Below are 20,158 nucleotides of genomic sequence, written 5' to 3' on the forward strand. Positions count from 1 at the left end.
TCAAGAGAAGGCCATGAAAGCATGACCCATCCCAGATTCCTGTCTTTTTCGAGAAACGGCCGTCATCGCTACGGGCTCGCGGTCGACGGCGGTGTCGTCGACCTCTCGGCCCGCCATGGCGCGACATGGCCGACGCTGCGCGAAGTGATCGAGGCCGGTCGCCTCGTTCAACTCGCCGAGGAAGCCAAGACGTTAAAGCCGGATTTCGCGCTCGACGACATTCGCTTCGAAATTCCCATTCCGTCACCGGAAAAGATCATTTGCGTCGGGGTCAATTTCCCCGATCGCAACGAGGAGTACAAGGATGGGCAGGCCGCTCCCCCCAATCCCTCGCTTTTCATTCGCTTTCCGCGGTCGTTCACCGGGCACGATCAGCCCCTGATCCGCCCGCCGGAAAGCCCGCAGCTCGATTATGAAGGCGAGGTCGTCATCGTCATCGGCAAAGGCGGTCGCCGCATTGCCGAGGCCGATGCCTTCTCGCATATTGCAGCTCTTTCGCTCTGCAATGAGGGCACGATCCGCGACTGGGTGCGGCATGCGAAGTTCAACGTCACCCAGGGCAAGAACTTCGACAATACCGGCTCGATCGGCCCGTGGCTGATCCCCTTCACGGATGCGGCCCAGCTTGAAGACATAGCGCTCGCGACCCGCGTCAATGGCGAGGTGCGCCAGAGCGACCGCACCAGCCGAATGATCTTCTCCTTCCGCAAGATCATCAACTACATCTCCACTTTCACTACGCTCGTTCCCGGCGACGTCATCGTCACGGGCACGCCGACGGGCGCCGGCGCCCGCTTCGATCCGCCGATCTGGCTAAAGCCGGGCGATGTCGTCGAAGTCGAAGCCGATGGCCTCGGCATCCTGAAAAATACCATTGCCGACGAGGTGCGCTGATGCTGTCTCATGACGAAATCCAGGCTGCGGCCGAAAGCCTCGATCAGGCGGAGCGGACGCGCGTCCAGACCGGGCTCCTCTCGCTCAAGCATCCCCAGATGACGATGGACGATTCCTATGCCGTTCAGGGCGCCTGGGTCAAAAAGAAGATTGCGAGCGGCCGCAAGCCGATCGGCTGGAAGATCGGGCTGACGTCGAAGGCAATGCAATATGCCCTGAACATCAACATCCCGGATTCCGGCGTACTCTTCGACGACATGGTGTTCGAAGATGGCGCCACCGTGCCGGCCGACCGCTTTATCCAGCCGCGCATCGAGGCCGAGATCGCCTTTGTCATGAAGGCGCCGCTCAAAGGCCCGAACGTTTCGATCTTCGATGTGCTGAATGCCACCGACTATGTGACGCCGGCTCTTGAGATCCTCGACACGCGCATCCTTCGCGTCGATCCCGATACGAAAAGGGCGCGCACAATCGTCGACACCATCTCCGACAATGCCGCCAATGCCGGCATCGTCACAGGCGGCCGCGCCGTGCGGCCTGATGAGATCGACATGCGCTGGATGGGTGCGATCGTCAGCCGCAATGCCGAAGTGGAAGAAACAGGGCTTGGCGCCGGCGTGCTCAACCAGCCCGCACGTGGCATCGCCTGGCTTGCCAATCGACTGTCGCAATATGGCGATGGCATCGAAGCCGGCCAGATCGTGCTTGCCGGCTCATTCATCCGCCCGATCGAGGCGCGGCATGGCGATACGATCAATGCCGATTTCGGTCCCTACGGATCGGTTAGCCTGTTTTTTGCATGAAGGAGGGAGCCATGCCTGCGCCGAAAAACCTCTTCAAACAGGCCCTGAAGGAAGGGCGGGCGCAGATTGGCCTCTGGCAGGCGCTCGCCAATGCCTACACGGTCGAAATCTGCGCCGGCGCCGGCTACGACTGGCTGCTGCTGGATGCAGAGCATGCCCCGAACGATGTGCCGCTTCTCGTCTCGCAACTCCAGGCGATGAAGGGCACGGCGAGCCATGCTGTGATCCGTCCGCCGGTCGGCGAGACCTGGATCATCAAGCAGATGCTGGATATCGGCGCACAGACCCTGCTGATCCCGATGGTCGACAGCAAGGAAATGGCCGAGGCCATGGTCAAGGCTGTTAGATACCCGCCGCATGGCGTGCGCGGCGTCGGCGCAGCCCTTGCCCGCGCCTCCGCATTCAACCGCATCCCCGACTATCTGCCGACGGCCAATGACGAGATCTGCCTGCTGCTGCAAGTGGAAAGTCGCGCCGGGCTTGCGGCGCTCGACGACATCGCCTCGACGGTAGGCGTCGATGGCGTCTTCATCGGACCGTCCGATCTCGCAGCCGACATGGGCTATCTCGGCAAGCCGGGCGCCCCTGAAGTTCAGGCAGAAGTCGAAAAAGCGCTCACAAAAATCCAGTCGCATGGCAAGGCCGCCGGCATCCTGATCGGCGATCTCTCGCTGGCCAAACGCTATCTCGAACTTGGTGCCACTTTCGTCGCGATCGGCAACGACGTTACCCTGCTTGCCAATGCCACAATCAAGCTCCTTGACGATTTCAAGAAGACGGACGCCGCCAAGCCGCCTCACGACGTCAAGGTCTATTGAGCGCCGACGCGCCTTCCCTGCGTCGCGTGACCTTGCGCCTCATCGCGCAAATTTCGGCATGGGGAAAGCCTTGTGCACGCTCAGTCAAAACGGACTGCACAGCTGGACGCGACGCCTCCGCGAGCATCGGTCATGATGAACCCGAAAGCCAAGAGGAGGAAACATGCGTTTCAAGAACAAGACTGCCCTGATCACCGGCGGCGGCACGGGCATTGGCGCGGCCGTCGCCCGCCGTATTAGGCAGGAAGGCGGCAATGTCGCACTCGTGGGGCGCCGTCCCGAGCCGCTGAGAAGTGTTGCCGATGAAATCGGCGCTACCATCGTCGCGGCCGATGCCGCCGACGGCGCCGCGATGAAGGCTGCCGTCGAGAAGGTCGTCGCAACCCACGGCGGCCTCGATATCCTGATTGCCAATGCCGGCGGCCATGGCGTCGGGCCGACGATCAGCATGTCGGACGAGACCTGGGATCTCGCCGTTCGTCTCAACCTCAACACCGCTTTCGTCAGCGCCCGCGAATCCCTGCCGCATCTCATCAGGAACCAAGGCAACATCGTCGTCCTCGCCTCGATTGCCGGACTCTTTGCCGGGCCGGATGCGGCGGGCTACGTCACCATGAAACATGGCTGCATCGGCCTCGCGAAATCGCTGGCGCGTGACTATGGCCGCAGGGGCGTGCGCACCAATACCGTCTGCCCCGGCTGGGTCACGACCGCCATGGCCGATGAGCAGATGGAATTCATTGTCGAGAAATACAAGCTGAACGGCATCGAGGAGGCCTACGCGCTCGTCACCAAAGACGTGCCGCTCGGCCGGCCGGCAACCGCAGAGGATGTCGCCAATGCTGTCTGCTTCCTGGCTTCAGGCGAGGCATCAATGATCAACGGCGCGGTGCTTACCGTCGACGGCGGCGCCGGCACCGTCGACCTGCCGACGCTGGCTTTTGTAGAATAACGGGGAGGAAATAGAGATGAACCAGAATCCCAAGGACTGGAAAACCTACGACGAATTCGCCTATGGCATCGACACGAACCGTCTGCCCGCCACGGAGGCCCTGACCGGCTCGACGCACAAGATCGCGTTCGACGATGGCCGTAGGTTGGAACTCTCCTTCGCCAAGGGTGAGGTGAAATGGTCGGATGGCAAGGACAGCGGGAACGACTTGTCCGAGGTGATCGAAGTCGCGCCGAAGACTTATTTCGTCGAGATCATCTTTGCCGGCCGCCCCAGGGAAGCCGAGACGCTGATCCTCAACACCGAGACGCGCCGCGTGCTTTCCATTTACTCGGTCGTTCGCGAGCTCAAGGATTCCGTCGGCGAGCCGCAGGTCGCGCAGATCTTCCGGCCAGGTGTTATTGAAGGTGGCGCCGCAAGCGGGTCGGTGCCGCACGAGAGCCGCGACCTGATCGGGCTCAGGGCTCATTTCACCTACAGCCCCAATCATGTCTACGAGCACACCTATCTCTCGTCGCAGCGCTATGCCTGGCAATGCCTTGTCGGTGTGCAGCGCGGCCACGGCGATGTTGATCTCGCGACGACGTATAAGTTTGATGAAAATCTCTACATCTTCACCTTCCGTGAATTCAAAATCGCGGTCGCATCCACATTCTTCTACAATTTCAAGGATATGCGCTCGACAGGCAAGTTCCTCGGCATCACTGGCGACGGGCGCATCCAGAACAGCCCGGCCGGCGCCTTCATCCGCAAGGCCTCGATGACCTATTACCTGCCCGGCCAGGAACCCGTGTGAGGACGCCATGCGCACAGCATTCGATATCGTAAAGGCGCACTACGACGCCAATGACCGCCGCGACATGGATGGCATGCTTGCCGACATCGCCCCCGATTGCCGCTGGACCGAGATGGATGGCTTCCCCTGCGCCGGCACCTATGTCGGCCCGCAGGAGATCTTCAGAAACGTCTTCCAGGCACTCGGAGAGGCCTTCGAAGGCTACACCTTCAATCTCGAACGCCTGCTCGACGCCGGCGACGAGGTCGTTGGCGTAGGAGACTATAGCGGCACCAACAAGCAGACGGGAAAGACCTTCAAAGCCCGGGTCGTGCATGTCTGGGGCGTGGCGGGCGGCAAGATCCGGCGTTTCGAACAGTTCACGGACACGCTGAGAGTGGCTGAATCCATGAAATGAGAAACGAGGCGACCCGGCTCCGGCAGGGCCGCTTCATCAACTAAGACATATTGGCCTTGCGCCATTGCGACGGCGACACACCATATCGAAGGCGGAAGGCGCGCGAGAAATGCGCGCTGGAGGAAAAGCCGAGCGCGAATGCGATCTCGGATATTTCTCCCGCGTAGCCGCCGGCATCTCGCAGCTTTTCCGCAGCCTTTTGGACCCGCAAATCCCAGATGTAATCGGAAGGCGTCAGGCACTCCACTTCGAATGCGCGATAGACGTAACGCACCGAACAGCCCATGCGGCGCGCGATCATGGTTATCGTCAAGTCCGGCCGTTCGAGATTGAGATCGATGAAATCCCTGATCCGCTGCAGCAGTGTGTGAAGGGGGTTTGCGACCGGTATTGCCTGTTGCAGGTCGGCGCCAATCATGGTGCGCACGAGCTCGAGCATGGTCTGGCCGACACTTGCGCGCCTGGCCTCGTCAAGATGATCGATCTCATGAATGGTCGAATCCATCAGCGACAAAAGGATCCGGCACATGCCATCCTTATCAGCATGCGCCGTGAAAGGTTGCGACAACCGTTCTAGGGCCGTCGCTGGCAGGCTATGGCGCGGCAATTGCAGCAACAATTGGCGGACCGGCGTGCTGTTCGTCAGCATATAGGGGCGGCTGGGATCATAGACGACAAGCGCATTCCGCGAGACGGGCGCATGCAATCCGCCCTGCGTCAGCGAAGCGTAGCCCTCAGTCTGCACGATCAGTTTGATCGCATCGGGATCATTCGGCGCTGCCGTCACATGATCGCCGAAGACGACATGCCGGTCCGCCTCCAGCCGCGTCAGTCGGCAAGTACCCAGCATGGCAGAGGTCATGCGGCTCTTTTCCTCATCCGCCGTGCTGAAATCAAGCCGGACATTACCGAAGAGATTGCGCGCCAGCCCTGCGAACGATCGACCGCTGGCGCTATCGACATGCCGGTGAAGTGCTGCGGTCATGATTGCTGCCCTCAGGAGGTGAGATAACCGCCATCGACCGGCAGGCAGGCGCCGGTGATATAGCGCGCGGCATCAGATGATAGAAAGACGATCGCATCGGCGACTTCTTCGGACGCGCCCCAGCGGCCGGCGGGAATACGCCGCAGGATCGGCGTCGATGATCGTTCGTCGGCAAACAGCGCGCGGCTCAATGGCGTGACGATCCAGCCGGGTGCCACCGCATTCACGCGGATATCCGCCTGGGCGTATTCCTGGGCGAGCGATTTCGTCAGCTGCACGATCGCGCCCTTACTGGCCGCATAGGCCGGACGATCGGCGGCGCCGAAGGTCGAATACATCGAGGCTATATTGACGATCGCCGACCCCGCCCGCATGCGCGGACGGGCCAGCCGGCAGCAATCCATGATCGACGTGAGATTGATCGCCATCACCTCGTCGAATGCGCTCTTCTGCCATTCGCCCCGATCCCGGCTAACACCGGTGCAGTTGACGAGAATATCGATTGCCTCGACCGAGGAGAAGAACGCTTCCAGCGCGCCAGGCTTCAGTACATCGAGTTCGCGATACTCGATCTGCCGACTTGTTGGCGCGATCGAGGCACCGAGCCCGAAACTCACCACACGGGCGCCGAGATCGGCAAAGCTCCGCGCGGTCGCTGCCCCTATGCCAGATGTACCACCGGCTATGACGACCGTTCGCCTCGCAAAAAGATCGGCAGAGAATGTCATGAAGGCTCCCTCGCGTCAGCTTGCCAGATAGGCGCCGTGCAGAATGTGCGGCTGGGCCTTGAGCGTCGCCGCGGCGCCGGAAAAGACCAGGCGTCCGCGCTCCAGCACAAGAGCCTGATCGGCAAGATCGAGGGCGAGATTGGCGAACTGCTCGATCAGCAAAACGCCTATGCCGCGCGTGGCGGCGATTTTTAGCGCCTCGGCCAACCGCTTGACGACGGCCGGTGCAAGGCCGAGCGACAGCTCGTCAACGATCATGAAGCGTGGCTTGGCGACGAAGGCCTGCGCCATCGCCACCATCTGCTTCTGGCCGCCGGAAAGATCCGATGCCGATTGACGCCGCCGTTCCGATAGTTCGGGAAAGATCTCATAGGCATGAGCCAGTCCCTCTCGTCGGGCAGCCGCCGATGTCTCCAGCGCTGCCACGAGAATATTATCCTCGACGGAAAGCTGCCCGAGCACGCGATGCCCCTCCGGCACGAGCGCAAGACCAGCGCGGCGAATGCGGTCAGGCGAGAACCCTTCGAGCGCCGCGCCGGCGAGGCATACGGAACCGCCACGCGGCAGGACGCCCGCCATGGCCATAACCGTGCTCGACTTTCCGGCGCCATTGGCCCCAAGCAGTGTCGTGATCTTCCCAGCCGTGACGGAAAACGAAATGTCATGGATGACGCGCTTGCCGCCGCGCTCGACGACGAGATTTTCAACGCTGATTTCCGACGTGGCGTCCATATCAGAACTCCCCTAGATAGGCGCGCCGCACATTGGGATCGGCAAGCACAGTCTGTGTCGGGCCAAGCGCCAGAAGCTTGCCGTAGTCGAGCACCATCGTTTCGCTGCACATGGAGCGGATGAGATCGACATCATGGTCGATAATCAGCACTTGTGCTCTGAATTCCGCTGGGATGCGCAGCACCAGCTCGCGAAAAGCCTTGCCCTCTTCTTCCGTCAGACCCGCTGCCGGTTCATCAAGCAGGATAAGCTTCGGCTCGCCGACAACGCATTTTGCCAGCTCGACGAGACGGCGCTGGAAGAGATTGAGGGATTGGCCGGGCCTCTCGGCGGCATCGGTCAGCCCGACAAAGGCAAGGGCCTGCTCGACCGCACGGGCATGGTGGCCGGTGCCAACGACATGATCGGCGATCGCGGCAATATTGCCGGCAACGGTCAGATCCTCCACCACCTGCTCTGTCTGGAACGAGCGTCGCAGGCCGGCGCGCACGCGCTGCAGGGGCGTCATCGCCAGCAGCGGCCGCTCGCCGAGCGAGACCGATCCCTGGATCGGCCTCACGAAACCGGAGAGCACATTGAGCAACGTGGTTTTGCCTGCGCCGTTCGGGCCGATGAGACCGGCGACGGGCGCTGTCAGCGCCGCGCTCAGCTCATTAATCGGTCGGACACCACCGAACTGGACGATGAGATTGTCGATCTTGATCATCGTGCCCTCCCCGTGGAGAGAACGGCATTCAACCGGGCAATAAGAGCCGATATCTGGCCGGCAATGCCCGTCGGCGCGGTCGCCAGCGCATGGAACAGGGCGACGCCGAAGATCCCGATCGTAACATAGCCATCAATGCCGAGATCCGTGAGCAGGGCCGGCACGGCACGCAGCAACAAACCGGCGATGACGGCGCCGTACCAGTTGAAGACGCCACCGACGATGGCAAGTGCGAAGAGATTGAGGCTCTCGAAGGCGCCGAAGGCACGCCCGTCGAGCTGACCGACATTGCCTGCGAGCAACCCACCCGCAAGACCGGCAAGAAAGCCGCTCAACGCGAAGGCCCAGGCCTTGTAAATGAGCACATTGACGCCGCTTGCAACCGCAACCGTCTCGCCTTTGCGGATCAGCGCCCATGCGCGGCCGGGTCGGGCAAGTTTGTGCCATTGCGCGATCAGCAGGCCGATCGCTGCCACGACACAGACATAGAGGAAATAGGAGACCTCACCATCGGCGACTATTGGTCTTGCGAGCATTGCACGGCCGGAGCCATCGGCGCGCCCCAGGAAGCCGGGACCGCCATCCGGAAAGCCCCAGGCGCTGATGACGATCTGAAAAGCGCCCGCCAGCATCAGCGTTACCAGCGCAAGATAAAGACCGCGCAGGCGCAAGGCGGGCAAGCCGAATACCAGCCCTACGATCGAAGCGACCATACCGCCCGCAAGCAGGCTCAATTCAAAAGGCGGATGAAAGGCATGGCCGACACGAAGCGTCACCCAGCCGCCGACGCCGACAAGCGCGAACTGGCAAAGCGAGACGAGACCAAGCTGACCATAGAGGATGGCAAGCCCCGCAACGGACAGCGACAGAGCAACCGCGGATGTGGCGGCAGAAAGCCAGAAAGAATTGGCGAGCAAAGCGACGACGAGCGAGAAGATCAGCATCGTCACAGGCACGTGAAGAAGCTGCTTCGGCAGGCGCATCATCGATATGCTTCCGGCTGTTGGGGTGATTGTTTGCTCCTGAACGGTCATCGGTCCTTCAACGCGGCCCTGGCCGTGCCTCCGAGAATGGTGACCGCGACAAGCGCGATGATGAAGGGTGCTGCTGCGCGATAGGGCGATATCCAGGCGACAGGCGTCAGCACGGCCTCGGCAATACCGATCAGAATGCCGGCGACGGCCGTTTGCCACAGCGACTGCAACTGACCGAGGATCGCTGCGGCGATCGCCGGGATCACCAGCAAGGTCAGGAAGGTGCCCTGTAGCCGGACGAGATCGGCAAGCAGCAGGCCGGCAAGACCGGCGAAGATGCCAGTCATGATCCAGGCGGCGGTTTCCGTGTAAAGGATGCGCACGCCAAGCATGGCGCTGAGATCGCGATCATTGGCAAGCGCCCTCATATCGAGACCAAGGCGCGTGCGAGTCAGAAGCAGAGTGATGGCAATGACCATGACGACGGCAAGAATGATGGCGATGATACGCGTAAAGGTCAGGCGCACGGCGAAAAGAGAGATGAACATCTGGTCGGTCGGGAATTGCAGGCGGCGCGGCAGCTCGCCCCAGATGACACCCATGATCGCGATCAGGATCAGCGCCGGTGCCAGGGTCCCGACGGCGCGCACGACGATATCGCGATGCGACAGCATGGGCGCGAGGACCCGACCATAAAGAAAACTGATCGTCGTCGAGACGGCAACGGCGGCGAGGATGGCGACGGGGAGCGGCATCTTCCACTCCAACAGTTGCCAGGCGCAATGCGCACCGATCGCGCCGAAGGCACCGAATGCGAAGTTGAGAACGCCAGTCGCCCGAAACAGGACGACCAGGCCGACGCCGGACAGCGCGTAAACGGCGCCGATCCCAAGCCCGGATATGATGAAAGGCAGGATGTTCATAAATCGATCCTTTCGGGTCGTTCGGTTCCGCGGATTTGCCGCGGAACCGAGACAAGCGTCTGGGCTCAGTTGATACCGGCGGACTTTTCAAAAGCACGCACGTCCTTCAGCTCCGGATCGGGCGATGGGGCGCAATCGGAAACGACTTTCCACTTTCCACCCTCGGCGACCGCCATGCGTGTCGTCGAATTGGCATTGTGGCGCGGCTGGCCATCGCCGAAATACCAGGGAGCGCAGAAGATATCGCTCCTGAAGTCCTTGATCTCGCGCACGGCGGCAGAAGCCGTCTCGCGGTCGATCTTGGCAGGGTCAAGCGTCATCAGTGCCTTTTCGGCGATGCGAGCTGCGAGGTAGCCAGCCTGAGCAAAGGTATCGCGCGGATCGGACTTCTGGCCGTACTGATCCATGACGGCGAGCCAGTTCTGATTATCCGGCGTCTGCGCGTTCAGATCGTTGAATTCCATGTTGACATAGAACTTGTCGTCCCAACCCGAACCAATGGTAGCTGGAACCGAGAGATCATAGGCCGAGGCCGCGCTGAGGAAGGTGATCGTCTGGTTGAGCCCCTGTTCTTCGGCAGCCGTCAGCAGTGGCACGGCCACGCCCTTCGACAGGCCAAGCACGATGACATCCGGCTTGCTTGCGGCCGCCTGCAGGATGATCGATGTGGCGTCTGCAGAGCCCGGATCCATAAGGATCGCCTGGGCCGCAAAGCCTTTTTCCTTGGCAAGCAGCATCACGCCGTCACAGGACCAGGTGCCGACATTCGGGATGTTCGGGCCGATACAGACGACGGACTTCGCATTCAGCTTGTCGAGCGCGTAGCCCATGGCGCCGAGCATCGAGACGCGCGGCCCGGCATTGGTCGGCGCATAATTCTCAGCAAAATAGCATTCGCGCGGCACGCCGACGCCGGCGACGACAAGGATGCCGGACTTCTTGTAGAAATCGGCATTGGCGCCGCACTCGACATAACTGGAATTGCCGACCATCAGCACGGCCTTCTCGTCGTTGACGAGCTTGGCGGCGAGCTGCGCGGCGATTTCCGGATTCCACTGATCGTCCTCGACCAGATATTTGACCGGCCGCCCCTTGATGCCGCCATTGGCATTCAGGCAATCAAAATAGGCCTTTGCCGCCTTGGTGGAGTTGGAAAAGTCATCCGGCCCGGTCTTGCCGGTAATGGCACCGATGATGATCGGCTCGCCGGTTGCCGGCTTGCCAGTGTTGTCGCCGCAGGATGCGGCCGCATGCACGCTGAATGCCGATGCGAGCGTCAGAAAAAGGCCGATTGCCAGCCCTCTTAGATTGATAGGCATTGTCTCCTCCAGTTTGTTGTCCCGCTCCCCACGGGCTCTTTTCTTCCCCGACGTCCGGCTCAGCCGGAAATCGCCTTTCCAGTCATGAAAGCCGCAGCCTTGGCCGCGATCATCATCGTCGGTGCATTGGTGTTGCCGGATACCAGTGTCGGCATGATGGAGGCGTCGCAAACGCGCAGACCCTCGATCCCACGGACCTTCAGATCCGGCCCAACGACGGCCATGCGATCGTCCGCCCGGCCCATACGGGCCGTTCCCGCCGGATGGAACACGGTCTTGCAGGACTGGCGAATGTAATCGCGGAGCGCTTCGGGATCTTTCTCGACGCCCGGCTTCGGCAGCACGCGGCGCTTGACCAGCCTGGCAAGCGCCGGCGCGTCGAGGATGCGGATCGCCGTTTCCACACCGCGCACCAGGGTTTCAAGGTCGGCCGGATCGGAAAGCAGGTTGGCATTGAAATCCGTCTGCTCGGTCGGATCGGCGCTCTTCAATCGTATCCAGCCGCGCGAGCGCGGCCGCAGATAGCATGGGCCGATACTCAAGCCGTGGCCTGGTTCCGGTTCACGATCGACGAAACCGATCAGAACAGGCAGGACGTGGAACTGCACATCCGGCTGGCCGGTGCCTGACGTATCGATGAAACCGCCGCATTCGACGACATTGGACGACAGCAGGCCGCGATGCGAAGTCAGATAGCGCAGCATATGGCCGGCGGCCCGCAGCCCCTTGTCATGGCCGAGGATCGAGATCGGTTCACGCGTCTCGCCCTGCACCGGCACCTCGAGATGATCCTGATAATTGGCACCGACACCCGGCAGATCGGCAACGATCTTGATGCCCAGCGAAGAAAGATGCGCGCCGTCGCCGACGCCGGACAGCTGGAGGATCTTCGGTGTTGCGATAGCACCTGCGGTCAGCGCGATCTCCCGGGACGCCCTGAAGACTGTGCCATCGAGCAGCTCGACACCGGCGGCCTTCTGCCCTTCGAACAGGATACGGCCGACCTTGCGCTCCGTCAGCACGGTCAGGTTCGGCCGCTTCTCCGCCTCGCGCAAAAAGGCCTGGGCCGAGCTCCAGCGACGACCGCCATAGGTGGTGCTCTGATAGAAGCCGACACCGGCCTGATCCGCACCGTTGAAATCATCATTATGCGGAATGCCGATTTCGGTCGCCGCCTTGATGAAAGCCTCGCTCAATGGATGGCGATGGCGCGGGTCCGAGACACGCAGACCGCCCTTTTTCCCATGGTACTGGCCGTTCAGCCGCTCATTGTTTTCCAGAGAACGGAAGGCCGGCAGCACATCCTCGTAGGACCAGCCCTGGCAGCCCATCTGCGACCAGGTATCGTAGTCGTTGCGATGACCGCGAATATAGATCATCGCATTCACGGAGCTGCCGCCGCCGAGCACATTACCCTGTGGCACGATGCTCGGACGCCCATTCAGGCCCTTGTCAGGGTTCGAGGCATAGGGATGGATGTCAATGCCCTTGCCCAGCACCTTGAAGAAGGTCGCAGGAATGTGGATCCATGGGTCGGAATCCCGGCGGCCGGACTCGATCAGCAGCACCTTATGCGCCGGATTTTCTGAAAGCCGATTTGCCAGCACGCAACCCGAAGAACCGCCACCGACAATGATATAGTCGTAAGTCGTCATGGCTCAGCTCAATACGGTCTGGATCGTGGTGAATTCCTTCAGCCCTTCCGCGCCGAATTCGACGCCGATGCCGGACTGCTTGACGCCGCCGAAAGGTGCGTTCGGCTGGATCGTGCCATGCTTGTTGATCCAGACCGAGCCGCATTCGAGCTGCATCGCGTAGCGCTTCGCCTTCTCGACATCGGAGGACCAGACGGAGCCGCCAAGCCCAGCAGGATTCTGGTTGGCGCGAGCAACCACTTCGTCGATGTCGCTGTAGCGGATGATCGGCAGGGCCGGACCGAACTGCTCCTCATCGACCAGGCGCACGCCATGATCTACATCTGCGACGAGCGTGATCGGATAGAAATAGCCCGGGCGATCCATCGGTGCGCCGCCGGTCAGGATGCGCCCGCCATTGGCGCGCGCATCCTCGACCAGTTCGCGCACCTTGTTGAACTGCATCTCGTTCTGCACGGGGCCGAGAATGCTTGCCTCGTCCAGCCCGTCGCCGACGGCGATCTTGGAAGCATAGTCCGCAAGACCACGGCACACTTCCTCATAGATGCTGTCATGCACGTAGAGACGCTTCAGCGCCGCGCAGGTCTGGCCATTGTTGATGAAGGCGCCCCAGAAGAGGCCCTCGATAACGGCCTTCGGATCGGCATCAGGTAAAACGACGCCGGCATCGTTGCCGCCAAGTTCCAGCGTGAGGCGTTTGAGGGTCGCAACCGCAGATGCCATGACCTTCTTGCCCGTTTCCGTCGAGCCGGTGAAGGTCATCTTGGCGATGCCGGGATGGGCGGAAAGGGCGGCACCAATCCTGTTTTCGCCGGTGACGACGTTGACGACGCCGGGTGGGAGAACCTCGTTCATGATTTCGACGAGACGGATGGTCGACAGCGGCGTCAAGGGCGACGGCTTGATGACGACGGTATTGCCAGCACGAATAGCCGGAACGATATGCCAGCACGCGATCATCACGGGCCAGTTCCAGGGCGTGATCGAACCGACGACCCCGATCGGCTTGCGATGCAGCTCGACGCGGCCTTCATTATCGTCCTGCAGGATCTCGATTGGCAGATCCAGCTCGGCGGTATGGCGCGTCCATGCCAGCGCGCCACCGATCTCGAAGCGAGAGCCGAGACCGTTGAGCGGCTTGCCCTGTTCGCGCGTGAGCAGCTGGGCCAGCTCCTCGGCGTGCTCGCTGATCTTTTCCGCAACGGCATGGCAGGCCGCCGCACGTTCCCCGCTCGATACCTGCGACCAGCCCTTGAAGGCTTGCGCGGCCGCGGCAACGGCGCGATCGAGATCCGCTTCGCCGGCAAGCGGCATAAAGCCAACCACGTCGCCATTCGACGGGTTTTTAACCGGTGCATGATGGGACGTGGCAACAGGCTCGCCACCGATAAGCAGGGTATACTGCTTCACGACATTTTCCTCCCGTGACTTTCGGGAGGACTATGGCCTTTGCCCCAAAACCCGTCTTGGGGAGAAACGCGCCTCGTCTTGGACTGAAGCGCAGTCTCGCGCTTCAGTCCAATCTATGCGCCGGCTCGGCGGCGCGCAGCAGCTCGCTCGGCGCGCAATCGAACAGCTCCTTGAAGCTGCGATTGAAATAGGAAATGTCATTGAACCCGGCCGAATAGGCGACTTCGGCTATCGTCGTCGGATTGCGCTGCTCCTTGAGCTGCTCGATCTTTTCCCGCGCAAAGCGCAGCCGCTTGTCCCGAATGACCGTCGTGCAGGTCATGCCCATGCCCTGAAAATCCTGCTGCAGAGTACGGATCGAAATGCCGAGCCGTGTCGCCAGCCATTTGGCGCTGAGGTCGCTATCGGTCAGATGCTTGTCGATGAGGATATCGACCATCTGCATGCGCTTGCTGGCACTTTCGTGCAGGGAATTCAGGCTTGCCGTCTGGGCGCCTGTGGAGAGGAATGCCTGGCGGGTCGTGTCGAACATCAGCTGGCGAAGATAGGGCGAAGCTGCTTCATTATCCGGCGTGGTCATCATCTTGGCGATCAATGCACGCAGCATCATTGCCATCGGATCGCTCGCCTCGAGCTTGCGCGCAATATCAAAATCGATCTTGCTCTCGGAATACATCAGCTGCCGGGGCAGATGCAGCGACAGGTGATTGGAAAAGTGCCCGCGGAAATAGAAAGTTGTCGGTCGCGTGGAGTCGACAAGAATGCATTCGCCGACATCGAGGATGTTCTGCTGGCCGGAATGCTCGACGCCGCAGACGCCTTCCAGCTGCAGGATCAGGAACAGGTGCTCATTGGCGTCGCGGCGAATGTCATCCCAATCGCGATGAACATAGTCGAGATCATTGGAAACATGGGCGAATTCCATGCCGCAGACGTCGATGCGGCTGGCCATGCCTATGACGCTATCACCGCGCTGCACCGTGTGCGGATTGAAGTTGCCGCAAATGCTCTGAAGATCGTCAACCCACTGGTCGTAGGGCGTCGGCGACCAGGTCCGGTCGACCAGGCTGCGATTTTGTAGCAGGTCCAACTCCGCCTCCCAACAGTGTCAGCACCGCGGAAGACTGCTACAGATCTCCTGACGCGTCAATCAAATACTTAACACATTAACAAAATCGAAGGGGCCTCATTCCTCGCCGGCCGGGCCGTTCTCCAATTTCAGCGAGGCAAGCTCCTCCAGCATATCGAGCAGCTTCTCCACCCGCTCTTCGCCGAAACGGGCATCGATATCGGCATAGACTTTCTGGCTTTCCGGCATGACGTCCTCGACGATCGCCTGCCCTGCCGGGGTGATCTGCAGCAATACTCTGCGTCCGTCGGCATCATCCTTGTGCTTGGTGATGAAGCCGCGCTCCTCAAGCGAGCGGATCATGCGCGTGAGGCTTGGCGCTAGAATGGATGCCTTGTCGGCCAATTCGGTCGCGTCAAGCTGGCCGCCTTCATAGAGAATGCGAATGACACGCCACTGCTGCTCGGTTACGTCATGCGCCGCCAGGATTGGCCGGAAATGGCTCATGACCGCTTCACGGGCACGCAGAAGTCCGATCGCCAGCGAGCGGCGGCGATCGCGCAGCGGCCGCTTAGCTTGTTTTGCTGCGGTTTCAGGTTCGGGGCGCGGCCTCACGCCACTGTCTGTTCTGTTTTGCATCTTTTGCATGTTCGCTTCGATTACGGCCCTCACTGATTAACATGAGAATCATTCAAAGCAAGGCGATCGCATGATATCGATCAAAGCCGACGGCAAGGATCGTCGCCGCGCGGCGCGCTTTCTCGCAATGGACTACGGCACCTGTACCAGGCGGCCGCTGCCTCTGATTTCGGAACGCCGCAGCACCGGATGTCCGTAGAGTTCGATATTGCCGCTTCCGCTGATCGAGATGTCTGCATCCGCCGCAGCGGCGACTTCCGCATCGCCGCTGCCATGAATTCTGATCTTCACGGATTGAGCGGCCAGGTCCTTGAGACGTGCAGTGCCCGAACCCGATACATCCAGATCGACCGAGCGTGCGCTTCCCGTGGCCGTGACGCTGCCGCTTCCGGAGATCCTCAGGCGCAGATCTGCCTGATCGAGCTGCGACAGAGCGAGATCGCCGCTGCCCCGCACCCTCCAATCAGTGACGAGCGGCCCCGACAGGCTGACATCGAATTTGGAGTTGGACCAACCCGGATTGCAATCCATGCTCAGCCTCCCGCCCTCGAGCCGCACATGATCGAGAAGTGCGGGATCGCCGGTGATGACGGCCTCCGCCTTTCCGCCCGGCTGATAATGAACGGAGGCCGGGATATCGATCGTCAGGCTGCCACTGGAGCTGAAAGGCAGGATAACCTGCTGCCGGCCGGAAGCCGCAGATCCGCAGCTGGATTGCATGCCACCCCACCAATGCGCTGCGTTTGCCCAATCCGGCCCGGAAAGTCCGATGCCGAGCGCAAGAAAGACGAATGCACAAATCAGTCCGGTCGTCGCGACAGTCGCCAGCTTCCCGTTCATTGTCCTTTTCCTCCAACGATGTGCAGTCCGGCGCTCAAGCTCGACCTTCGTCCACTTGCGCCAGGCGGAAATGCAGGCGGGCATATTGCCCGATCATGCGGATACCCAAACTCAAACCCATCAGCAGCAAAGCGCCGCCACCCACGAAGCAGCTCACCAGCCCGGCACCGACAAGCAGGCGGGCCAGCATGCCGACGGAAGGCAGGCCGATATGGAACAACACGGTCGTGACGATGATCTTCAGGCCAACGGCGCCGACGGCCACCAATGCGATCGCAAGGCCGAGCGTGACGAATATTGCCGCAAACAGCAAAGGCAGCAGGAAGAAGATATCGACGATGGCAAGGCCGGCCAGCGCCATCATGGCAGCCAACAGGTTCGGCACGCTCCAATGCGCCTCGAAGCGGCGCAGTCCGACATCCGCACGCAGCTCTCGCGCAATCCTGGCCGGATCGCCGAGAGCGGCGGAAACCTCCTCCTCGCTTCGGCCAGAGGCCTCGGATTCGGAAAAATGGGCGGCATAGTCGGCCACGATATCATCGACCTCGTGAGGAGGCAGGCCTGCAAGTCCCAATCTCAGCGTGCGCAAAAATGCTTCCCTGGTCACGGCAAATCCTCGAGTAGCTTGTCGACGGAGCCTGCTAGCGAGCGCCAGTCGCGGCGATGCGCTTCGAAAATCGAGCGCCCCAGCGGCGTGAGCCGATAATATTTACGCGGCGGCCCGTTGCTCGACTCGACGATGCGGGTCGCAACCAGTCCGTCATTCTGCATCCTGCGCATCAGCGGATAGATCGTTCCTTCGCCCATGCCGACCGCAGCAACCAGCGTACTCGCAATTTCATAGCCGTAGCTTTCGCCCCGCGAGAGCACGGCCAGGACGCAAAGATCGAGCACGCCCTTCCGCAATTGAACTTGGATCGAGTCAGTCATGAACGCCTCAGCTTTACAGAACGAATATAACAAGCTATCTGTTTATGCAAGGTAGCTGGATGGTTTTTCGCAGCCGGCATGCGGCGTCCTCGCGTGGTCGTCTGGCCTACTACGGACCGGCACACCTTGCCGTCTCAGCCATTGCGCAGCGTATATTTCTGTTTAAATGGAGCAGTTGTCATGATCCGCTTTAGCCTTGCCCTCGCGGCCGCGCTCTTTCTTGTCGCGTCATCGGGATATGCGGCAGGTTTGAAATTCATTCGCATCTCAGGTGATGGGGATAATCCGGCGATCGACGCCGCCATATGGTCTCCTTGCACAACCCCTCCCACCGAAGTGAAGATCGGAGCTCTGGCAATACCGGCAACGCCGGATTGTCCAATTGCAGGCAAGGAGCTGCCACTCATCATCGTCTCGCATGGCTATGGCGGCTGGTATCTCGGCCATCACGATACCGCAGAAGCGCTTGCCGACGCTGGCTTCATTGTCGTCGCCATCAATCATCCGCACGCCAATCATGCCGACATGAGCCGGGCAAACGGTCTTGGCGTATTGATCGAGCGACCTGCCGATATCAAGCGGATCGTCGATTTCGTGCTTGGTGCCTCCCCCGATGCTGCGAGGATCGATCCGCAGCGGATCGGCTTCTACGGATTTTCCCAGGGCGGATATACCGGTCTCGTCGTTGCGGGAGCCAATCCGGATTTTACCAAGCTGCCTCCACGCCGTTCAGATCCAAAAGCAGCCGGCTGCCCGCCAGCGGACCATGCTCAGCCTCCGCGGCGACAACCGCTACCACAATCATTGACCCACGACCCCCGTATCAAGGCAGTCGTTGTAGCTGACCCGCTGAGCATCGTCTTCCAGACTGTGGACAGCGTGAAAGATGTCAGAGTTCCGCTTCAGCTTTGGGGCTCGGAACTTGGAGGGGGTGGTGGAGCATCTCCCGAAAATGTCGCGACGCTTGCGCGCCTATTGCCGGAAAAGCCTGATTTTCGGATCGTCCCCAATGCCGTGCATTTGTCGTTTCTGACGCCCTGCCCGGAAATACACCCATCGTCCGATGCCTGCATCGACGCGCCGGGGTTCGATCGCATCGCGTTTCATAGGCAGTTCAACGCCGCGGTCGTCGCATTTTTCCGCCAGCACCTGATGAAACCGTAACAGCGAAGGTGTCCGCGTGTCGAACGCCGTCGAATTATGCGCAGACATTATCAGTGTTGAAACTCGTCCGCGAATCCGATCAGATCAAGACATGACGAAAACGATACGCATTGCGGCGGCTCTGGTGTTGCGCCCGGACGGGAAGACATTGCTCGTGCGCAAGCGCGGTACCGCTGCCTTCATGCAACCCGGCGGCAAGATGGAGCCGCAGGAGACGCCGGAGACGGCGCTGATCAGGGAACTCTTCGAAGAGCTGGGGCTTACCGCAGAGGCTAAGGATCTGATTTTTCTTGGCGGTTTCCAGGCGCCAGCTGCCAACGAGCCAGACCATACCGTCGTTGCAGATATATTCCGGTTGCATGTGGGCGATACGGCAATCACGGCAGCGGCAGAGATCGAAGAGATCCGCTGGGTATCACCCCAAGATCCGGGAGATATCACCATGGCGCCGCTGACCGAACATCATGTCCTGCCATTCCACCCGCAACGGTCACATCCACGATGTGACTGACATCCAACCCAGGCAAGGCGAAAGCCGGCAGGTCCCGCACCGTTCTTGGCAAACAGATATTTGAACGCCGGCGCCTCGCATCTCCTGAAGGCGTGCAATTTGAATATTGTGGTAAAATGAGAATATAACAGTTCTAAACTTCTATCGCCTGATATTTACTATGAAAATAAACCAAGGACAAAGAATATCCAAAGTCACGTCAATTTTTATTGAAAGCAAAAACAACATTGGATACATAAATAAAAAACATTGCGTGAGGCCGAAAATGAAAAGGGAAAATACTGCCAGCCATGAAAGGTATATTGAGCTCACGAGCAAGATTGTCTCTGCCTACGTACTTCGCAATGCGACAACGCCGGAAGACTTACCCAGGCTCATCACGGAGACTTATTCTGCGCTGACAGGCTCTCAGCAGGCGGCCTCATCAACGACGGCGGTGGAAAAGCTGCTGAAGCCGGCCGTGCCGATCAAAAAATCCATAACAGACGACTATCTGATCTGCCTCGAAGACGGCGGAAAATACAAGTCGCTCAAGCGGCACCTGAACAGCAAATACGGTCTGACGCCCGAAGAATATCGAAGGAAATGGGGCTTGCCCGCGGATTATCCGATGGTCTCGGCCTCCTATGCAGCCACAAGATCGACGTTGGCAAAGCAGGCTCTCTTGGGCCATACGAAAAACCTGACCGACATTCCTCCGGCGGTCGAACCACCACGGCGCCAGCGGAAGGCCGGCTAATCCGGATCGTTTCGTCACGCACCATAACCATGCCGCCCGTTTTTCGAACGGGCGGTTTGCTTTTTGCATGAACAAAACTGATCACGGGCTGGGGTATAAATTCAGGACCGCCCCTTGGCAGTGGGCTGGCACCTCATGATTTCGCTCGCCAGCCTGGATGCGATCCGCTCGCAG

The 20,158-nt window shown here is 60.5% G+C and carries 23 protein-coding genes; 9 read left to right on the forward strand and 14 right to left on the reverse strand.

Features of this window, described 5'->3' with window-relative positions; genetic code table 11:
* Positions 1-21: 21 nt before the first annotated feature.
* The 6 genes from GDN47_RS07800 to GDN47_RS07825 all read left to right on the forward strand — a co-directional run bounded on the left by GDN47_RS07800 (position 22) and on the right by GDN47_RS07825 (position 4,660).
* Positions 22-894: a fumarylacetoacetate hydrolase family protein gene (locus GDN47_RS07800; RefSeq protein WP_152092980.1), complete on the forward strand. Its 873-nt coding sequence runs from the start codon at positions 22-24 to the stop codon at positions 892-894.
* Positions 894-1,697, forward strand: coding sequence for a 2-oxo-hept-4-ene-1,7-dioate hydratase (hpaH, locus tag GDN47_RS07805; protein ID WP_152092981.1), 804 nt, complete (start codon positions 894-896; stop codon positions 1,695-1,697). Before GDN47_RS07800 ends, hpaH begins: the two co-directional genes overlap by 1 nt.
* A gap of 11 nt (positions 1,698-1,708) precedes the next feature.
* Complete coding sequence (gene hpaI / locus GDN47_RS07810) at positions 1,709-2,515, forward strand: 4-hydroxy-2-oxoheptanedioate aldolase (RefSeq protein WP_152092982.1); 807 nt, start codon at positions 1,709-1,711, stop codon at positions 2,513-2,515.
* A 163-nt stretch (positions 2,516-2,678) separates the two neighbouring features.
* A complete protein-coding gene (locus tag GDN47_RS07815) occupies positions 2,679-3,467 on the forward strand; it encodes an SDR family NAD(P)-dependent oxidoreductase (protein ID WP_152092983.1) in 789 nt (262 codons plus the stop codon).
* 16 nt (positions 3,468-3,483) lie between these two features.
* Positions 3,484-4,263, forward strand: a complete 780-nt coding sequence (locus GDN47_RS07820; RefSeq protein ID WP_152092984.1) for a MoaF C-terminal domain-containing protein — start codon at positions 3,484-3,486, stop codon at positions 4,261-4,263.
* A gap of 7 nt (positions 4,264-4,270) precedes the next feature.
* Complete coding sequence (locus GDN47_RS07825; RefSeq protein ID WP_113329290.1) at positions 4,271-4,660, forward strand: nuclear transport factor 2 family protein; 390 nt, start codon at positions 4,271-4,273, stop codon at positions 4,658-4,660.
* A gap of 40 nt (positions 4,661-4,700) precedes the next feature.
* Here the strand turns inward: GDN47_RS07825 and GDN47_RS07830 are convergent, their stop codons facing one another.
* The 14 genes from GDN47_RS07830 to GDN47_RS07895 form a co-directional block, all read right to left on the reverse strand.
* Positions 4,701-5,645, reverse strand: a complete 945-nt coding sequence (locus tag GDN47_RS07830; RefSeq protein WP_152092985.1) for an AraC-like ligand-binding domain-containing protein — start codon at positions 5,643-5,645, stop codon at positions 4,701-4,703.
* 11 nt (positions 5,646-5,656) lie between these two features.
* Entirely contained in the window at positions 5,657-6,373 is a 717-nt protein-coding gene (locus GDN47_RS07835; RefSeq protein ID WP_152092986.1) for an SDR family NAD(P)-dependent oxidoreductase, read from the reverse strand.
* A 15-nt stretch (positions 6,374-6,388) separates the two neighbouring features.
* Complete coding sequence (locus GDN47_RS07840) at positions 6,389-7,105, reverse strand: ABC transporter ATP-binding protein (protein WP_152092987.1); 717 nt, start codon at positions 7,103-7,105, stop codon at positions 6,389-6,391.
* 1 nt (position 7,106) lies between these two features.
* Positions 7,107-7,811, reverse strand: coding sequence for an ABC transporter ATP-binding protein (locus GDN47_RS07845; protein WP_152092988.1), 705 nt, complete (start codon positions 7,809-7,811; stop codon positions 7,107-7,109).
* Positions 7,808-8,845: a branched-chain amino acid ABC transporter permease gene (locus tag GDN47_RS07850; protein ID WP_152092989.1), complete on the reverse strand. Its 1,038-nt coding sequence runs from the start codon at positions 8,843-8,845 to the stop codon at positions 7,808-7,810. The genes GDN47_RS07845 and GDN47_RS07850 overlap by 4 nt, the downstream gene beginning before the upstream one ends.
* Positions 8,842-9,708 (reverse strand): branched-chain amino acid ABC transporter permease, encoded by an 867-nt coding sequence (locus tag GDN47_RS07855; RefSeq protein ID WP_113329296.1) that lies wholly within the window; start codon positions 9,706-9,708, stop codon positions 8,842-8,844. The genes GDN47_RS07850 and GDN47_RS07855 overlap by 4 nt, the downstream gene beginning before the upstream one ends.
* A gap of 65 nt (positions 9,709-9,773) precedes the next feature.
* Positions 9,774-11,027, reverse strand: a complete 1,254-nt coding sequence (locus tag GDN47_RS07860; protein ID WP_152092990.1) for an ABC transporter substrate-binding protein — start codon at positions 11,025-11,027, stop codon at positions 9,774-9,776.
* A 59-nt stretch (positions 11,028-11,086) separates the two neighbouring features.
* Positions 11,087-12,682: a GMC family oxidoreductase gene (locus GDN47_RS07865; protein WP_152092991.1), complete on the reverse strand. Its 1,596-nt coding sequence runs from the start codon at positions 12,680-12,682 to the stop codon at positions 11,087-11,089.
* Between the two features lie 3 nt (positions 12,683-12,685).
* On the reverse strand, positions 12,686-14,092 hold the full coding sequence (locus GDN47_RS07870) for an aldehyde dehydrogenase family protein (RefSeq protein ID WP_152092992.1): 1,407 nt from the start codon (positions 14,090-14,092) through the stop codon (positions 12,686-12,688).
* Between the two features lie 103 nt (positions 14,093-14,195).
* Positions 14,196-15,182 (reverse strand): helix-turn-helix domain-containing protein, encoded by a 987-nt coding sequence (locus GDN47_RS07875; RefSeq protein ID WP_152092993.1) that lies wholly within the window; start codon positions 15,180-15,182, stop codon positions 14,196-14,198.
* A 96-nt stretch (positions 15,183-15,278) separates the two neighbouring features.
* The gene (gene hpaR, locus GDN47_RS07880; RefSeq protein WP_113329785.1) at positions 15,279-15,800 is read right to left on the reverse strand and encodes a homoprotocatechuate degradation operon regulator HpaR; all 522 of its coding nucleotides are present in this window, start codon (positions 15,798-15,800) and stop codon (positions 15,279-15,281) included.
* Positions 15,801-15,932: 132 nt separating this feature from the next.
* Complete coding sequence (locus GDN47_RS07885) at positions 15,933-16,640, reverse strand: GIN domain-containing protein (RefSeq protein ID WP_113329301.1); 708 nt, start codon at positions 16,638-16,640, stop codon at positions 15,933-15,935.
* Between the two features lie 34 nt (positions 16,641-16,674).
* Positions 16,675-17,247 carry a DUF1700 domain-containing protein gene (locus GDN47_RS07890; protein WP_152092994.1) on the reverse strand — a complete coding sequence of 191 codons (573 nt, stop codon included), beginning with the start codon at positions 17,245-17,247 and terminating at the stop codon, positions 16,675-16,677.
* Positions 17,244-17,570 (reverse strand): PadR family transcriptional regulator, encoded by a 327-nt coding sequence (locus GDN47_RS07895; protein WP_092707768.1) that lies wholly within the window; start codon positions 17,568-17,570, stop codon positions 17,244-17,246. The genes GDN47_RS07890 and GDN47_RS07895 overlap by 4 nt, the downstream gene beginning before the upstream one ends.
* A gap of 180 nt (positions 17,571-17,750) precedes the next feature.
* On the opposite strand from GDN47_RS07895, the gene GDN47_RS07900 reads away from it, so the two are divergent.
* From GDN47_RS07900 to GDN47_RS07910, 3 genes are all read left to right on the forward strand, one after another.
* Positions 17,751-18,734: an alpha/beta hydrolase family protein gene (locus tag GDN47_RS07900; RefSeq protein WP_152092995.1), complete on the forward strand. Its 984-nt coding sequence runs from the start codon at positions 17,751-17,753 to the stop codon at positions 18,732-18,734.
* A 91-nt stretch (positions 18,735-18,825) separates the two neighbouring features.
* Complete coding sequence (locus GDN47_RS07905) at positions 18,826-19,245, forward strand: NUDIX hydrolase (RefSeq protein WP_152092996.1); 420 nt, start codon at positions 18,826-18,828, stop codon at positions 19,243-19,245.
* A gap of 265 nt (positions 19,246-19,510) precedes the next feature.
* Positions 19,511-19,984 (forward strand): Ros/MucR family transcriptional regulator, encoded by a 474-nt coding sequence (locus tag GDN47_RS07910; protein ID WP_113389508.1) that lies wholly within the window; start codon positions 19,511-19,513, stop codon positions 19,982-19,984.
* Positions 19,985-20,158: the final 174 nt, after the last annotated feature.

Origin of the sequence: Martinezella dioscoreae (assembly GCF_009176305.1) — a bacterium.
GTDB classification, from domain to species: Bacteria; Pseudomonadota; Alphaproteobacteria; order Rhizobiales; family Rhizobiaceae; genus Rhizobium; species Rhizobium dioscoreae.

What these genes read in the sequence shown, in the direction of transcription:
- GDN47_RS07800 (WP_152092980.1), top strand. Translation starts at nt 22, where the DNA reads ATGACCCATCCCAGATTCCTGTCTTTTTCGAGAAACGGCCGTCATCGC.
- hpaH (WP_152092981.1), top strand. Translation starts at nt 894, where the DNA reads ATGCTGTCTCATGACGAAATCCAGGCTGCGGCCGAAAGCCTCGATCAG.
- hpaI (WP_152092982.1), top strand. Translation starts at nt 1,709, where the DNA reads ATGCCTGCGCCGAAAAACCTCTTCAAACAGGCCCTGAAGGAAGGGCGG.
- GDN47_RS07815 (WP_152092983.1), top strand. Translation starts at nt 2,679, where the DNA reads ATGCGTTTCAAGAACAAGACTGCCCTGATCACCGGCGGCGGCACGGGC.
- GDN47_RS07820 (WP_152092984.1), top strand. Translation starts at nt 3,484, where the DNA reads ATGAACCAGAATCCCAAGGACTGGAAAACCTACGACGAATTCGCCTAT.
- GDN47_RS07825 (WP_113329290.1), top strand. Translation starts at nt 4,271, where the DNA reads ATGCGCACAGCATTCGATATCGTAAAGGCGCACTACGACGCCAATGAC.
- GDN47_RS07830 (WP_152092985.1), bottom strand. Translation starts at nt 5,645, where the DNA reads ATGACCGCAGCACTTCACCGGCATGTCGATAGCGCCAGCGGTCGATCG.
- GDN47_RS07835 (WP_152092986.1), bottom strand. Translation starts at nt 6,373, where the DNA reads ATGACATTCTCTGCCGATCTTTTTGCGAGGCGAACGGTCGTCATAGCC.
- GDN47_RS07840 (WP_152092987.1), bottom strand. Translation starts at nt 7,105, where the DNA reads ATGGACGCCACGTCGGAAATCAGCGTTGAAAATCTCGTCGTCGAGCGC.
- GDN47_RS07845 (WP_152092988.1), bottom strand. Translation starts at nt 7,811, where the DNA reads ATGATCAAGATCGACAATCTCATCGTCCAGTTCGGTGGTGTCCGACCG.
- GDN47_RS07850 (WP_152092989.1), bottom strand. Translation starts at nt 8,845, where the DNA reads ATGACCGTTCAGGAGCAAACAATCACCCCAACAGCCGGAAGCATATCG.
- GDN47_RS07855 (WP_113329296.1), bottom strand. Translation starts at nt 9,708, where the DNA reads ATGAACATCCTGCCTTTCATCATATCCGGGCTTGGGATCGGCGCCGTT.
- GDN47_RS07860 (WP_152092990.1), bottom strand. Translation starts at nt 11,027, where the DNA reads ATGCCTATCAATCTAAGAGGGCTGGCAATCGGCCTTTTTCTGACGCTC.
- GDN47_RS07865 (WP_152092991.1), bottom strand. Translation starts at nt 12,682, where the DNA reads ATGACGACTTACGACTATATCATTGTCGGTGGCGGTTCTTCGGGTTGC.
- hpaR (WP_113329785.1), bottom strand. Translation starts at nt 15,800, where the DNA reads ATGCAAAACAGAACAGACAGTGGCGTGAGGCCGCGCCCCGAACCTGAA.
- GDN47_RS07885 (WP_113329301.1), bottom strand. Translation starts at nt 16,640, where the DNA reads ATGAACGGGAAGCTGGCGACTGTCGCGACGACCGGACTGATTTGTGCA.
- GDN47_RS07895 (WP_092707768.1), bottom strand. Translation starts at nt 17,570, where the DNA reads ATGACTGACTCGATCCAAGTTCAATTGCGGAAGGGCGTGCTCGATCTT.
- GDN47_RS07900 (WP_152092995.1), top strand. Translation starts at nt 17,751, where the DNA reads ATGATCCGCTTTAGCCTTGCCCTCGCGGCCGCGCTCTTTCTTGTCGCG.
- GDN47_RS07905 (WP_152092996.1), top strand. Translation starts at nt 18,826, where the DNA reads ATGACGAAAACGATACGCATTGCGGCGGCTCTGGTGTTGCGCCCGGAC.
- GDN47_RS07910 (WP_113389508.1), top strand. Translation starts at nt 19,511, where the DNA reads ATGAAAAGGGAAAATACTGCCAGCCATGAAAGGTATATTGAGCTCACG.